We start from the raw sequence: 15,061 nt of genomic DNA on the forward strand, positions 1-15,061 counted from the left end.
TGGTGACATCATTTCGCCACTCGGCCGCGATTCACGCAACGACTCACCGCTCGGCGGCAGGGGATCGCGTCAGCTGAGGACGGCGCCGTCGGCGACCACCGTCGTCACGCGCCAGTCGTGGTCGAGCAGCACCGCGTCGGCCACGTAACCGGCATGCAGCCGGCCGAGGCGGTGGCTTTCGCCGAGCACCCGCGCCGGCGTGCGGGTGAGGGCGGCGACGGCGTGGACAGGGTCCACTCCGGCGCGCGTCACCGCGTTGCGGAGCGCCGCATCCTGCATCAAGGTCGATCCGGCGATCGTGTTCGTGCCGGACAGCACCGCGAGCCCGTCATGCACGGTGACGTTGAGGTCGCCGAGACGGTAGTTGCCGTCGCTCGCGCCCGCGGCCGCCATCGCATCGGTCACCAGGGCGACGCGGTCCGGCGACTCGCGGAACAGCATGGCCGCGACGGTGGGATGCACGTGCAGCCCGTCGAGGATGAGCTCGAGCGTCACCTCGGAGTTGTCGATCGCTGCGAGCACCGGCCCCGGCGCGCGGTGATGGATGCCGGGCATCGCGTTGAACGCGTGCGTCAGCAGGCGCGCTCCGACCTCGAAAGCGCGGGCCGCCAGGTCGTAGTCGGCCGTCGTGTGCCCGACGCCGACGACCGCGCCCGCTTCGATCAGCACGCCGATCGCCTCCAGCGCGTTCGGCAGCTCCGGAGCGATGGTGGCGGTGCGGAGCGTTCCGCGTGCGGCCGCGATCAGCTGCTCGACGGCCTCCGGCTCGGGGTCCCGGAGGAAGCGCGCGTCGTGCGCGCCGCGCCGCTCCGGGGCAAGGAACGGCCCCTCCAGGTGGGAGCCGAGCACGAGCGGGTCGGTGGCGGCGAGTTCGGCCACGACCGCGAGGCTCTCGCGCAGCGAGGCCAGCGGGTTCGCCACGTGCGAGATGAGCGAGCGCGTGGTGCCGTGGGCACGATGAGTGGCGAGTGCAGCGCGCATCTGCTCGATGCCGTCGTCATACGGATGGCCGCCTCCGCCGTGGCAGTGCAGGTCGATGAAGCCGGGGGTCAGCCAGTGCCCCTTCGCGTCGATGACACGGGCGTCTGCGTTGTCGCGGGCCGCCTCGCGCCAGCTCGCGCCGGTGCCGGTGGCAGTGATGTGCGCGCCGTCGGTGACCAGCCAGAAGTCGTCGACCAGGCCCTCCGCATCCACTTTGCGGGCACTGTGGACGACGAGGCCGGTCATGAGAACTCGCGCCGGCCGTTGAGGACGCCGCTGACCGTCGCGATCACCGCGAAGACGATCGCGACGACGGGCTGCCCGAGGTCCCACCAGGCGAAAGCCGCCGACCCCATCACGACGATCTCGACGATCGCCTTCACGAAGGGGTCGACGTGCAGCACGGCCCGGGGCGAGCGGAACAGGGCCCACAGCAGGATCGCGATGGCCGGCGCGCCGATGCCGACCACGATGTTCCAGGGGAGCGGCCACGCCAGGAAGCCCCAGATGCCGAGCGACACGATGGCGAACAGCTCCAGGACGAAGCGCAGGATGTCGTTCGGCCCGACCGTCGGGCGGGCGTGCTGTTCGGGTGCGGATGTCACCACAGCAGACTACGCGACCGTCAGCGGAAGATGATGGTGCGGGCGCCGTCGAGCAGCACCCGGTCCTCGGCGAACCACTTCACCGCCTGGGTGAGCGTGCGGCTCTCCTCGTCCTGACCGATCGCGACCAGCTCCTGCACCGTGTTGCTGTGGTCGACCCGCACGACGTTCTGCTCGATGATGGGCCCTTCGTCCAGGTCGCTGGTGACGAAGTGGGCGGTCGCGCCGATCAGCTTGACTCCGCGCGCGTGCGCCTGCCGGTACGGGTTCGCGCCCTTGAACCCGGGGAGGAAGGAGTGGTGGATGTTGATGGCCCGGCCCGCGAGCCGCGCGCACAGCTCCGGCGAGAGGATCTGCATGTAGCGGGCGAGGACCACGAGCTCGATATCGTGCTCCTCGACCGCGTCGAGGATGCGCGCCTCGAACGCCTCCTTCGACTCGGGCCCCGTGACCGCCCGCGCCTCGAACGGCACGCCGTAGAAGCCGGCGAGGTCGCTCAGCGTGTCGTGGTTCGACAGCACCAGCGGGATCTCGACCGGCAGCTGTCCCGCGCGCTGCCGGAACAGCAGGTCGTTGAGGCAGTGGGCCGCTTTCGAGACCAGCACGAGCGTTCGCAGCGGTCGGCCGACGTTGTCGACGCGGTGCGTCATCCCGAACGTCTCGACGACCGGGGCGAGGGCCCGCTCGAACTCGTCGCGACCGGCCTCCGACTCCACCTGCAGCCGCATGAAGAAGCGGCCGGTGTCGGTGCTCGCGAACTGCTGACTCTCGGTGATGTTGCCGCGGGCGGCGACGATCGCGCCGCTGACGGCGTGCACGATCCCGGGGCGGTCGGCGCAGCTGAAGGTGAGCACCCAGTGATTGGAGGGGGAGGAGTCGGTCACCAGATCAGGGTAGCGGTCGGGGTGCTAGCCTGACGTGATATGCAAAATATGTCTGCATTAGGAGGCTCGCGATGATGGAACAAGTGACGGTCACGGTCGGTGTCGACAAGGACATCTACGAAACGATCGAGCGGCTGGCCGAGGGGTCCCGGCGCAGCCTCGCGGAAGAGGTGCAGTACATTCTCGGTCAGGCGGCGGTGGGCCAACCCGTCGATCCGCGGCCGGGCATCCGGAAGATCGGCTTCGTCGAGTACGTCCGGAACCGCGTGGAAGCCTTCGAAGAGATCCCTGCGCAGGCCGACGGCGCGGCTGTTGACGCGCGGACGCACGGTGGACCACGATCGGTGCATGACCAGCACCGGTGAGGATGCGCCCGATACCCGTACGAGCGCAGCGTCCGCCTTCAACGTCGAGCTGAACGGGCTCAACACCATCCACGAGAGTGAGAGGAAGGGGCGGCCGCGCGACCTGTTCTGGCCGTGGTTCGGCGCGAACGTGTCGGTGTTCGGGCTCAGCTACGGCTCGTTCCTGCTCGGATTCGGGATCTCGTTCTGGCAGGCGACGATCGTCGGCGTGGTCGGGATCGTCGCGTCGTTCCTTCTCTGCGGCGTGATCTCGCTCGCAGGCAAGCGCGGGTCGGCCCCGACGATGGTGCTCAGCCGCGCGATGTTCGGGGTGGAGGGCAACCGCGTCCCGTCGCTGCTCTCGTGGCTGCTGACAGTCGGCTGGGAGACGGTGCTCGTGTCGCTTGCGGCCCTGGCCACCGCGACCGTGTTCGAGCAGCTCGGCTGGGAGGGCGGCGTCGTCACCAAGCTGGTCGCGCTCATCGTCGTGGTCGCCCTCGTCATCATCGGCGGCGTGATCGGCTTCAACCTCATCATGCGCATGCAGATGATCATCACGATCGTGACCGGTGTGCTCACCGTCGTGTACATCCTGCTCGTCCTGAATCACATCAATCTCGGCGCCGTGGCCGCGCTGCCCGCAGGCGACGCACCGCACGTCATCGGCGGCTTCGTCTTCATGCTGACCGGATTCGGACTCGGCTGGGTGAACGCCGCCGCCGACTACTCGCGCTACCTGCCGCGGAGTTCTCGCAGCGGTGGAGTCGTCGGCTGGACTACCTTCGGCTCGTCGCTCGCGCCGGTGATCCTGCTGATCTTCGGTGTGCTGCTCGCCGGGTCGTCGTCGAAGCTCAGCGACGCGATCGCCTCCGACCCGATCGGTGCGCTCGCTTCGCTGCTGCCCACGTGGTTCCTGGTACCGTTCGTGATCGTCGCCGTGCTCGGTCTCGTCGGCGGCGCGGTGCTCGACATCTACTCCTCCGGGCTCGCCCTGCTGAGCGTCGGCGTCCGCGTCCCGCGCTACGTCGCGGCCCTGATCGACGGCGTGATCATGACGGCCGGTGCCATCTACGTGGTGTTCTTCGCCACCGACTTCCTGGTGCCGTTCCAGGGCTTCCTCATCACGCTCGGCGTTCCGATCGCCGCGTGGTGCGGCATCTTCGTCGCGGACATCCAGCTGCGCCGCCGTGACTATGCGGAAGCCGAGCTGTACGACCGCCGCGGACGGTACGGCGCGGTGCGCTGGCTGCCCATCGCGCTCATCGTCGTCGGCACCGCGATCGGGTGGGGCCTGGTCACGAACGGCTCCGCCGCCTGGCTCACCTGGCAGGGTTACCTGCTCGGGCCGATCGGCGGCAAGGAGGGCGACTGGGCGTTCGCGAATCTCGGAGTGCTGGTCGCACTCGTGATCGGCTACCTCGGAACGCTGCTCTTCTCCCGCGCAGCGGTCCGCCGCCAGGAGGAGCTGCCGGTGGCCGCAGAGTCGGCGGCGAGCACCGGGACCGTACCGCGATGAGCGACCCCGTCCTCGTCGTCATCGACATGCAGCAGGTGTTCGGCAACCCTGCAAGCCAGTGGTTCACCCCGCGCTTCTCGGAGGCGGAGGCCGTGATCGCGGAGATGGTGCCCGCGTTCGGCCGCCGCGTCATCTTCACGCGGTTTATCGCACCCGAGCGACCGGAAGGCGCGTGGGTGCCGTACTACGAGCAGTGGCCGTTCGCGCTGGTGCCGGCGGACGACCCGATCTACGACCTCGTCCTCCCGTTCCGCGACACCGGCCACCCGGTCGTCAGCGAGCCGACCTTCGGCAAGTGGGGTCCGGACCTCCGCGAGGCACTCGGCGGCGCTCAGGATGTGGTCCTCGCCGGGGTCTCGACCGACTGCTGCGTTCTCAGCACGGCACTCGGCGCAGCGGATGCCGGGGTGCGTATCCGAGTCGCCGCGGACGCCTGCGCGGGGCTCTCGGATGCCGACCATCAGCGGGCCCTCGACGCCATGGCCCTGTACGCCCCGCTGATCGAGATCACGGACAGCTCTTCCGTACTCAGGGACCTGCCGTAGAATCGTTTGTGGTCGGCGGTTCCCGCACGGCCCTGGGCGCGCACATGGGCGCGTAGTCGACCCGCCATTCCTTCCCGGTTCATCCGGTCCGACGCATCCTGCGCGGAATGGCCGGGGAACGCCGTCCGTTGGACGAATCCGTATGACAGTCACTTCGCCGACTCCGGCGCGCGTCGCGCCGAAATTCCCGTGGGTGGGCCTCATCGCGCTCGCCGCGGCCACCTTCCTCTCGGTCACGAGCGAGATGATCCCCACCGGCCTGCTGCCGGACATGAGCGCGTCGCTCGGGGTGAGCGAAGCCCAGATCGGGCTCCTCGTGACCGTGTTCGCGTTCACCGTCGTGGTCACGAGCACCCCGCTCACCGCGCTCACGCGACGCTGGCCCCGGCACGGGCTGCTCATCGGCATCCTCGTCGTGCTCGGCATTTCGAATGCCCTCACGGCGATCGCGCCGGACTACGCCTTCGTCGTGGGTTCGCGCGTGCTCGGTGGTGTCGCCCATGGGATGTTCTGGTCGATCGTCGGCGCGTACGCCGGCCACCTGGTGCCCAAGGAGCAGATCGGCCGGGCTGTGTCGATCACGCTGGGCGGCGGCACTCTCGCGTTCATCTTCGGCGTGCCGCTCGGCACGTTCGCCGGCCATGTCTTCGGCTGGCGCCTGTCGTTCGCGCTGCTCGCCGCGCTCATGGTCGTGGGCGCCGTCGTCGTGTGGAAGCTGCTGCCCGCCGTGGAGCGCGACGCGGATGCGGGCGGGCGCCGCCGAGACCGCTCGGCTCCCCGCCAGAAGGACCGCACCATCCCGGCCGTCATCATGGTCTGCCTGATCGCGGCGGTCACGATGGTGGGGCACTACGCGTTCTACACGTTCGTAGTGCCGTTCCTGACCGGTCCGATGGGCATCCCGTCGGGCAACGTCGGAGCTCTGCTGTTCCTTTATGGCATCGTGGGGGCGGTCGGTCTCATCCTGGCCGGCTCGGTCTTCGGGCCGCGCCCGCAGCTCGGGCTGATCCTGGCGCTGCTCGTGACCGGCGCGGCGGTGGCTGCGCTGGCCGTGATCGCCGCGCAGCCCATCCCCGCGCTCATCGCGTTCATGCTGTGGGGGCTCGCCTTCGGCGCCCTGCCGCCGCTGCTGCAGACCCGCCTGCTGCACACGTCATCCCCGGCTTTCCGTGACACCGCGAGCGCGCTCTACACGACCTCCTTCAACGTCGGGATCGGCGGCGGAGCCCTGGTCGGCTCGCTCGTCTACGACGCGGGCGGTCTGATGCTGCTGCCGTGGTGCTACGTCGGCCTGCTGCTGGTGTCGGTCGTTCTGGTGGCGGTGGTCGGCCGGATGACGCGCAGGCGCGCGCTCTAGTTGACCGCATCTAGGCGACCGGTTCGATCCGGAAGCGGAACTCGCGGCCCTGCCGGAACGGCTCGACGAACTCGAAGTTCTCGAAGGACGGGCCGCCGGGGATCGTCGCGGTGCTCGCCCAGTACGCCGCCCGCGCGTTGACCAGCACTCGCAGGCGCGGGTCGGGATCGGCGGCGATCCAGGTCTGCACTGCGCGGAGGCCCGAGTACTTCCAGTGCTCGGCGACGTCGGAGTCGTAGACGGCTGCTTCCGGATCCGCCTCGTCGGTCGTCGCGGACACCTCCACCTCGCCCGCCGCGTTCCTCGGCAGGCGGTCCAGCGCGAACTCGGCGTGCTCGGCGAAGTGGGCGCCAGTGAAGCCGGGCCAGAGTTCGGCCGGGGTGACGGTCGCGTCCGCCAGCGCGAGTCGGCGGAGCCGCGCGTAGTTGCCCATCGTCGCCGTGACGACGAGGTACTCGAGCGGCGCCGACCCGGGCAGCGCGAGCGTCGCGAGTGCCAGCTCGTGCGGCCGATCGCTCCGGAACCGGACCCGCACGGCCACCTCGGCGCCGTTGTCGAACCGCTCCGACAGGATGTGCACGGTGAGCGTCTCGACGCCATCCACCAGCTCCACCACACCCTGGGCCGGGGACAACGGATCCCGCGGGGCGATGTCAGAGAGATCGTCGGCGCTCCAGAAGCGCTTGCCGGGCGCGTCGTCGAGTGCGCTGTGTTCGAGCTCCGAGTAGCCGCGCGCGGTCTCTCCCTGAGGGATCGGCTCCAGCGCGATGAAATTGAGCAGGCGATCTCGGGGGTGGCCGAGGTAGGGGGCAAAGATCCGGAGCAGACCGCGCGGACCGGGGAGCGGGTGAAGGCCCACCTGAATGCCGTCGGGGTGTCCCCACCGCGGCTCTGCGGCCGGCTCAGCGGCCGTGGTAGCGTCCGGGCGCAGCCAGCTCTGCTGGTGCGGGGATGTCTCGGTGCGGCTCATCGGCGAGCTCCTTCCTCGGCGCCGAGCGGCGTGGCGGCGTCGCCCGATACTGTAGCGCGAAAGGCTCGGACGTGAAATCGGTTTCTGGCAATCAGTCACTGTGATCGCGGCCACTTCGTGGCGTTTGGCATGGCCTCTTGACGAAACCGATTTCTTGCGATCTACTGATAGCCATCGATTCCGGGGCGGAATCGGCACTCGACGGAGAGGACCACCGTGACATCGCGCCAGCCGATCGGCACCCGCACCCGCCGTGGTGCGGTCGTGGCGACGGCGGCTCTCCTCTCCACAGTGGTTCTCGCGGGCTGCACGTCCGCCTCCGCCGCTCGGCTCGATGTCTCGCACAAGCCCTTCGTTCTGTCAGCGGTGACCGGTGTGAAGCGGGTGGCGCAGCTCACCGGGCATGATTCTCTCAACTCCACGGCCCGGTTCGAAATCGCGGGCCAGGACCTCGGTTCGATGTTCCAGGCCGACGGCAAGACGTGGTTCGTCTTCGGCGACACGTTCGGCCAGCGCGACGCCGGTCTGACCGGTGGAGGCGGCACCGAGTGGCGCTCGAACGCGCTGGCCTACTCCACGGACACGGACCCCTCCGACGGCATCCGCTTCGACGGGTACGTCGCCGACGATCTTGGCTGGGCGAAGGAGCTGATCGACAGCAAGAAGGTCGACGGCACCGAGATGACCGCGATCCCGACCTACGGTTTCGAGGCGAACGGCGCGATGTACCTGGCCTACATGTCCGTCAAGCACTGGGGCGAGCCCGGCGAGTGGGACACCAACTACGCCGGCTTCGCCCGCTCGACCGACGGCGGCCATACCTGGACCAAGCTCGACGCCCCACGCTGGGGCGGCGAGAGCAACTTCGTCCAGGTGAGCGTGTCGAAGCTCGACGGCGACCTGTACTTCTGGGGCGTTACCCATGGCCGCTTCGGCGGCGTGCAGCTCATGACGGTGCCCGAGAAGGATGTGGAGAAGCAGGCGGCATACCGGTACTTCTCCGGGACCGCCGCGGACGGCTCGCCGCGGTGGAGCTCCAGCGCCTCCGACGCGAAGACCATCGTCGACGACACGGTCGGCGAGCTGTCGGTCGTCTGGAACGACTACCTCTCGCGCTGGATCATGAGCTACACCGACGGCGGCGCCGCGAGCGCGGTCATCCGCGAGGGAGCGACGCCGTGGGGACCGTGGGGCGAGAAGATCACCCTCGCATCCCAGGACGAGGTGCCCGGCCTCTACGCCCCGTTCCTCTCCCCGAATCTCACCGCGAACGGCGGGCGCACGATCTACTTCACGCTCTCCGTCTGGGACCCCTACAACGTCTATTGGTACAAGGCCGACCTGGTCCGCCGATAGCCCACCACCCCGGCTCGACGACGAGCCGCATCACGAGGAGGAACAACACATGCACAAGAGGCACAGCAGGCTGCTGTTCGCAGTGGCCGCCACGGTCGCGGCCGGCCTCGTCCTCGCCGGCTGTTCCGGCGCGGGCGGAGGCGCCAAGACCGAGAACGGCAAGACGGTCGTGACCTTCTGGCAGCAGAAGTTCGAGGACTACCAGCAGGCCTGGTTCAAGAAGTATGTGGACAAGTACAACGCGTCCCAGGACAAGGTGAAGATCGACTACCAGGTCGTCCCCGCCGACACCTGGCCGCAGAAGCTGAAGGCCGCGCAGGCGGCGGGGAAGTCGCCGGACGTCGCGACCACCAACTACGGAAACATCGCCGCCGGTGTCGCGAACGGACAGTTCGCCGACCTCGACGGGCTCATCCCGGCGAAGGCGTTCAGCGACATCAAGGACAACGTCAAGAGCTTCGTCACCATCGGCGGCAAGCACTTCGCCTACCCGATGCTCGTCGAGCCGTCGACCGTGCTGTACTACCGCACGGATCTCGCCCAGGCGGCCGGTCTCGACCCGGCCAACCCGCCCAAGACGTGGGACGAGCTCCTCGAGTGGGCCAAGAAGCTCACCTCCGGCGACACGAAGGGCATGACCATCGCCTCGGTGGCGGCCGACCTCGGCTGGTCGAGTTGGGGCCTGCAGTACAGCGCGTGCGGCCACCTGCCCGTCAATGAGGACTGGTCGAAGGCGACGGCCACCGACCCGTGCTTCGCCAAGCTCGCCGACTTCTACAAGTCGCTCTACCAGGGCGGACTCATGCCTCAGCAGCCGAAGGTCGGCTATGCGGACGCGACGCCGTACGGTCAGGGCGAGGTCGCGATGATGGCGGACGGCTCGTGGGCCGTCGGTCAGCTGAAGAACGACTTCCCCGACATGGTCGCCAAGACTGCCGTCGCTCCGTTCCCGTCGATGTCCGGCTCGCCCGACAAGACGACGGCGACCCTGGGTGGATGGACGCTGACCGTCGACGGCAAGTCGAAGGCCAAGCAGCAGGCCGCCGACTTCATCAAGTACCTGCTCGCGGGCGACCCCGCGATCATGGCCGACTTCTTCAAGACCAGCGGCTACTCCAAGTACACCGTCCGAACCTCGGTCGACGACGCCCTCGCCAACACTCCGGAGGCGCACAACGATCCGTTCATGAAGATCATCTCGGACCAGATCGTGCCGAACGGCAAGCAGGAGCCCTCCTACCCGTGGGACATCTCGCTCGCCTTCGGGACGGCGCTGGAGTCCGCGATGAAGGGAAGCGCCGACGTGCCCACCTCGCTGAAGACGGCTGACGACGCCATCAACGACGTCATCCAGAAGCAGTCGCTCGCCGGGACGGCGCCCAAGAAGTAGTCACGAGTACCCGGTGCCCGGCGACGTCCCCCCGCGTCGCCGGGCACCGGCCAGCCGAGGGGATCTCCCGTGTCAGTTCTCAATCCCGCCGGCGAGGTTCAGACCCCGCCGGCCGAAGCCCAGGTGATCGCCGACGCCGCCGACGGCACCGCGACCAGGCGCAGGCGGCGCCGGGAGACCGTGCAGCCTGTCGCCAAGCATCTGCGCGACAACAGGACGGCGTACCTGATGATCGCGCCGATGGTGATCCTGCTCACCATCTTCGTCATCTGGCCGCTCATCTACTCCGTCTACCTGAGCACGTTCAAGATCAGCTTCTACAAGGATCCGGAGTTCGTCGGCCTGCAGTTCTACCAGTACGTGCTGGTCAGTCCGCGGTTCTGGAAGTCCATCGGCGTCGGCCTGTACTACGCGGTGCTGGTTGTGCCGACGGGGCTCATCCTCGCGCTGCTGCTGGCGAGCTTCATCAAGACGCTGAGCAAGAAGGCGGCATCTTTCATGAAGACGACGGTCTACCTGCCCGCGGTCGTATCCACCGTCGTCGCGTCCGTCCTGTTCGTGTTCATCTACCAGGACCAGGGAGTGGCGAACTGGCTGCTCAGCCTGCTGAACGCCGGACCGGTCGCCTGGCTGAACGACCCGGCCACGGCCCTCCCCGCCATCGCCATCCCCGGCATCTGGCTGGGCTTCGGCGTCACCACGCTCATCCTCCTGGCGGGGCTGCTCGACATCCCGGACAGCTACTACGAGTCGGCACAGCTGGATGGGGCCAACTTCCTCCAGCGGACCTGGTTCATCACCATCCCGCTGCTGAAGAACGTCTTCCTGTACCTCATCGTCACGGGGTTCACCCTGGCGATCCAGATGCTCGACCTGCCGCTGATCATGACCGGCGGCGGCCCGGTCGACGCGACCACGACACCGAACCTGTTCATCTTCAACAGCTTCCGCGATCTCACGCCGTACGCGACCAGCTTCTCGCTCACCGCGGCGCTACTGCTGTTCGTCGTGCTCGGCGCGATCTCGATCGTCGTGTTCAGGCTCATCAACTCCGACAAAGCAGTCGACGGATAGCGGGAGAGAACGAATGAAGAAGAGCGTCCCCCAGCGGGTGCTGTCCACGGTGCTGATCGTCTTGATCAGCGTCAGCGTCCTGTTCCCGCTCGCCTGGATGGCGATCGCCGGCTTCAAGGGCAAGACCGAGGTGCTGCGTTCGCCGTTCCAGTTCTTCCCTGAGGTGTGGCGGTTCGACAACTACGTCAAGATCCTGCAGGACCCGCAGTTCTCGCGGGCGATGGTGATCACGTTCGTCGGTGCACTGATCTTCACGGCGCTGAGCCTCGTGATCAACTCCCTCGCCGCCTACGCGTTCGCCCGGCTCGACTTCCGGGGCAAGCGGTTCTGGTGGGTCTACTGCATCATGCCGATGTTCATCCCGATGATGGCCATCCTGCTCACCTCGTTCATGGTCGTGTCGGCCCTCGGGATGCTGAACACCCTGGCCGTGCTGATCATCCCGGGTGCGGCATCCGCTGCTCAGATGTTCTTCATCCGGCAGTTCTACCTGGGCTTCCCGGTGGCGGTGGAGGAGGCGGCGCTGATCGACGGCGCCACCCGCTGGCAGATCTTCCTGCGGGTGTTCCTGCCGCAGTCGGCCGCGCCGTTCGTGGTCATGGGGATCGCGTCCTACCTCGCCTACTGGAACGCGTACGTCTGGCCCATCCTCACGATCACCGACCCCAACCTGACGCAGATCATGCAGTTCCTCGGCAACTTCCGTTCGGATCGCGGAAACGACTGGGGGATGCTCATGGCAGGCTCGACGCTCGCCGCTCTGCCGACCATCGTGCTGCTGCTGATCTTCCAACGGTTCATCGTGAACGGTGTGCGCATCTCGGGGATCAAGTGACCGCCGGGCAGGGGCAGGTGGACCGTCCGCAGTACGACCGTTCCGCGCTCGCCGTGGGCATCGTCCACTTCGGCGTCGGCGGGTTCCACCGCGCGCATCAGGCCATGGTGGTCGACAATCTGATGCGGGAGGGGCTCGCGACCGACTGGGCCATCTGCGGCATCGGCGTGCTGCCGCAGGACCAGCGGATGCGCGACGTGCTGCGCGCGCAGGACGGCCGCTACACGCTGGTGCTGAAGCACCCGGACGGCCGGCGGGAGGCACGCGAGATCGGCTCCATCGTGCAGTACCTGTACGCGCCGGACGACCCGGAGGCGGCGATCGAGCGGATGGCCGACCCCGGCGTCCGCATCGTCTCGCTGACGATCACCGAGGGCGGCTACAGCATCGACCAGGTGACCGGGGAGTTCGACGCGACCGGCCCGGCAGTCGTGGCCGATCTGCAGCCGGGCGCGGTACCCTCCACCGTCTTCGGCCTCGTGACCGAGGCGCTGCGACGCCGGCGCGAGCGGGGCATCCCGCCGTTCACGGTGATGTCCTGCGACAACATCCAGGGCAACGGTCATATCGCCCAGCGCGTGTTCACCGCCTTCGCGCGGCTGAAGGACGCTGAGCTGGGGGAGTGGATCGGGAGCAACGTCTCCTTCCCGAACTCGATGGTCGACCGCATCACCCCCGTGACGACGGATCGCGACCGGGAGGAGATCGCCGCCGAATTCGGGGTGGAGGACTCCTGGCCCGTGGTCGCCGAGCCGTTCTTCCAGTGGGTGCTCGAGGATGCGTTCCCCGGCGGACGCCCGCCGTACGAGCGGGCGGGCGTGCAGCTGGTCGACGACGTCGAGCCGTACGAGCTGATGAAGCTGCGGCTCCTCAACGCCAGCCACCAGGGGATGTGCTACTTCGGCCGGTTGAGCGGCTACACGTACGCGCACGAGGCGGCGCGCGATCCGCTGATCGCGGAGCTGCTGATGCGGTACATGGACGAGGAAGCCACTCCGACGCTCCGTCCGGTTCCCGGCGTCGACCTAGGCGTGTACAAGCGGACGCTGCTCGAGCGGTTCGGCAACGAGTACGTCCTCGACACGCTGGCGCGGCTGTGCGCGGAGTCGTCCGACCGCATCCCGAAGTGGCTGCTGCCGGTCGTGCGCGAGCAGCTCGCCGCCGGTGGACCGGTCCGCCTCTCGGCGGCGATCGTCGCCAGCTGGGCACGCTACGCCGAGGGCGTTGGTGAGAGCGGCGAGAGCTTCGAGGTGGTCGATCGACTACGCGACACCGTGATGGCGAACGCCCGGCGCTACGGCGACGACGAGCTCGCGTTCCTGCGCGAGCCCTCGTTGTTCGGCGACCTGGCCGAGGACGACCGCTTCACCCGCGAGTACGCGGCGGCGCTGGTCGCCCTGCACCGCGACGGCGCCCAGGCGACGCTGGAGGCACTGCTGACGCGGAGCTGATCGGCCCCGCGAGGAAGAGAGGAAACGCAATGACGCACGAACTCCGATTCCACCGGCGGGCGGCAGGCGGCGTGGCCGCCGTCCTCGCCGCCGCCGGCCTGGTGGCCGGCGGCATCGTCGGCTCCACGCCTGCAGTCGCGAGCACGACGCATACCCCGGCCAGCCTGGTGGAGAAGCTGACCGGGCCGGACTCGCCGAACAACACCTACGGCCGCTGGAACGTGAAGGCGACCGACCTCGGCATCATGTGGGACAACGGCGCAGGCCAGGTACTCTCCGCGTTCGGCGACACCTTCGGCGACGCCTGGGTCGGGCCGGGCGGCGGGGCACTCGGCGCCGGGGATGCGAACTGGCGCAGCAACGTCCTGCTCCGCTCCACCGACACCACGCTCGCCGACGGAATGGACTACTCCAGCGCCGTCACCGCCAGCGACGGCCGCGCTCGCGAGATCATCCCGGGAGTGCACAACGAGGCGGCGGGAGAGGTCACGAAGATCCCGACAGCGGGCATCTCCATCGGCTCCCGGCAGTACCTCTCGTACATGTCGGTGAAGCACTGGGGCGACCCCGGCCAGTGGGACACCAACTACGCGCGGCTCGCCTACTCGGACGACAACGGCACCACCTGGACGACGACCGGGACGCCGACCTGGAACAACCCGTCGCTGACCGACCACTTCCAGATGCAGGCATTCGCGCGCAATGGCGGCTACCTCTACGTCTTCGGCACGCCCAGCGGCCGCGGCGGCAGCGCCTACGTCGCCCGGGTCGCCGAGGCGTCGGTGCTGACGCAGTCGGCGTATCAGTACTGGAACGGCTCCTCCTGGGTCGCCTCCGAGAGCTCGGCCGCGGCGATCGTCAGTGCCCCGGTGTCGGAGCTCTCCGTGCGGTACGACGCGTACACCGGCAAGTGGCTGATGATGTACCTGCAGGGCGAGGACATCATCCTGCGCACCGCATCCAGCCCGACCGGGCCCTGGAGTTCCGCTCAGGTCGTCGTCAGTTCGGCCGACTACCCGGGGCTGTACGGCGGGTTCATGCACCCGTGGAGCGCCAACGGCACGATCTACTTCACGATGTCGCAGTGGGATCCGTACAACGTCTACCTGATGAAGGTGCAGCTGAACACGAGCGCGCAGATCGTGAAGCCCAACCTGGTCGGGGACCCGAGCTTCGAGCGGTCGGCGCTCACATCGGCCGGCACCGGGGGCTCGTGGGCGTGCAGCGCCAACTGCGGCATCGACACCGGCCACTGGGGCTACTCGGGTGACAACAATGCGTTCGCCCGGTACAACAGCGGCTGGCAGGACGTGCACCAGACCGTGCCGGTCACCGCGAACACCTCGTATCGGCTGACCGGCTGGGTGCGGACCTCCGCGAACAGCGACAACGGGTTCTTCGGGGTCCGGGACACGGCCGGCGCGGTGATCTCCGAGGCGCACTTCACCTCGGTGGGCTCGTGGACGCGGTTCACGGTCGACTTCGCAAGTGGGAGCCGTACCGCGGTGATCGTCTACGGCGGGGTCTGGACAGATCACGGCGACATCTGGGTCCAGCTCGACGACGTCTCGCTCGCGGCGAGCTAGGAGGGGCGTGTGCCGCCGCACCGCCTGGCACCGTCGGAGATCCGAAGGCCACCGTCGGAGATATGTGCGATCTGGGCGCGGATCACCATCCGCACCGCGGTGGGTCGGAGAATCGGGCCGGTTTCTCCGACGTTTGCCCCGTCGCCAGTGAAGGAGATTCGGATCCG

14 protein-coding genes are annotated in these 15,061 nt (G+C 68.4%); 10 read left to right on the forward strand and 4 right to left on the reverse strand.

Features of this window, described 5'->3' with window-relative positions:
* Positions 1–69: 69 nt before the first annotated feature.
* Genes nagA through purU form a run of 3 tightly spaced genes read right to left on the reverse strand, consistent with a single transcriptional unit; the run spans position 70 to position 2,470 of the window.
* A complete protein-coding gene (gene nagA / locus AB4Z18_RS04100; RefSeq protein ID WP_441781423.1) occupies positions 70–1,227 on the reverse strand; it encodes an N-acetylglucosamine-6-phosphate deacetylase in 1,158 nt (385 codons plus the stop codon).
* Positions 1,224–1,589 carry a YrdB family protein gene (locus AB4Z18_RS04105; RefSeq protein ID WP_441781424.1) on the reverse strand — a complete coding sequence of 122 codons (366 nt, stop codon included), beginning with the start codon at positions 1,587–1,589 and terminating at the stop codon, positions 1,224–1,226. The genes nagA and AB4Z18_RS04105 overlap by 4 nt, the downstream gene beginning before the upstream one ends.
* A 17-nt stretch (positions 1,590–1,606) precedes the next feature.
* A complete protein-coding gene (purU, locus tag AB4Z18_RS04110; protein WP_441781425.1) occupies positions 1,607–2,470 on the reverse strand; it encodes a formyltetrahydrofolate deformylase in 864 nt (287 codons plus the stop codon).
* Between the two features lie 83 nt (positions 2,471–2,553).
* On the opposite strand from purU, the gene AB4Z18_RS04115 reads away from it, so the two are divergent.
* From AB4Z18_RS04115 to AB4Z18_RS04130, 4 genes are all read left to right on the forward strand, one after another.
* Positions 2,554–2,835, forward strand: coding sequence for a hypothetical protein (locus AB4Z18_RS04115; RefSeq protein WP_441781426.1), 282 nt, complete (start codon positions 2,554–2,556; stop codon positions 2,833–2,835).
* Positions 2,819–4,330 (forward strand): purine-cytosine permease family protein, encoded by a 1,512-nt coding sequence (locus AB4Z18_RS04120; protein WP_441781427.1) that lies wholly within the window; start codon positions 2,819–2,821, stop codon positions 4,328–4,330. The genes AB4Z18_RS04115 and AB4Z18_RS04120 overlap by 17 nt, the downstream gene beginning before the upstream one ends.
* Positions 4,327–4,875, forward strand: a complete 549-nt coding sequence (locus AB4Z18_RS04125; protein ID WP_441781428.1) for a cysteine hydrolase family protein — start codon at positions 4,327–4,329, stop codon at positions 4,873–4,875. The genes AB4Z18_RS04120 and AB4Z18_RS04125 overlap by 4 nt, the downstream gene beginning before the upstream one ends.
* 142 nt (positions 4,876–5,017) lie before the next feature.
* Positions 5,018–6,232 (forward strand): MFS transporter, encoded by a 1,215-nt coding sequence (locus AB4Z18_RS04130; protein WP_441781429.1) that lies wholly within the window; start codon positions 5,018–5,020, stop codon positions 6,230–6,232.
* 10 nt (positions 6,233–6,242) lie between these two features.
* Here the strand turns inward: AB4Z18_RS04130 and AB4Z18_RS04135 are convergent, their stop codons facing one another.
* The gene (locus tag AB4Z18_RS04135; RefSeq protein WP_441781430.1) at positions 6,243–7,202 is read right to left on the reverse strand and encodes a hypothetical protein; all 960 of its coding nucleotides are present in this window, start codon (positions 7,200–7,202) and stop codon (positions 6,243–6,245) included.
* A gap of 216 nt (positions 7,203–7,418) precedes the next feature.
* On the opposite strand from AB4Z18_RS04135, the gene AB4Z18_RS04140 reads away from it, so the two are divergent.
* The 6 genes from AB4Z18_RS04140 (at position 7,419) to AB4Z18_RS04165 (ending at position 14,894) form a co-directional block, all read left to right on the forward strand.
* Entirely contained in the window at positions 7,419–8,558 is a 1,140-nt protein-coding gene (locus tag AB4Z18_RS04140) for a DUF4185 domain-containing protein (RefSeq protein ID WP_441781431.1), read from the forward strand.
* Positions 8,559–8,607: 49 nt separating this feature from the next.
* Positions 8,608–9,948, forward strand: a complete 1,341-nt coding sequence (locus AB4Z18_RS04145; protein WP_441781432.1) for an ABC transporter substrate-binding protein — start codon at positions 8,608–8,610, stop codon at positions 9,946–9,948.
* A gap of 69 nt (positions 9,949–10,017) precedes the next feature.
* A complete protein-coding gene (locus AB4Z18_RS04150; protein WP_441781433.1) occupies positions 10,018–11,022 on the forward strand; it encodes a carbohydrate ABC transporter permease in 1,005 nt (334 codons plus the stop codon).
* A gap of 13 nt (positions 11,023–11,035) precedes the next feature.
* On the forward strand, positions 11,036–11,857 hold the full coding sequence (locus tag AB4Z18_RS04155) for a carbohydrate ABC transporter permease (protein ID WP_441781434.1): 822 nt from the start codon (positions 11,036–11,038) through the stop codon (positions 11,855–11,857).
* The gene (locus AB4Z18_RS04160) at positions 11,854–13,308 is read left to right on the forward strand and encodes a mannitol dehydrogenase family protein (RefSeq protein ID WP_441781435.1); all 1,455 of its coding nucleotides are present in this window, start codon (positions 11,854–11,856) and stop codon (positions 13,306–13,308) included. Before AB4Z18_RS04155 ends, AB4Z18_RS04160 begins: the two co-directional genes overlap by 4 nt.
* 29 nt (positions 13,309–13,337) lie before the next feature.
* Complete coding sequence (locus tag AB4Z18_RS04165) at positions 13,338–14,894, forward strand: DUF4185 domain-containing protein (protein WP_441781436.1); 1,557 nt, start codon at positions 13,338–13,340, stop codon at positions 14,892–14,894.
* The last annotated feature ends 167 nt before the right edge of the window (positions 14,895–15,061 follow it).

The sequence above is a fragment of the Leifsonia sp. 2TAF2 genome, assembly GCF_052115085.1.
In the GTDB taxonomy this organism is placed as follows: Bacteria; Actinomycetota; Actinomycetes; order Actinomycetales; family Microbacteriaceae; genus Leifsonia.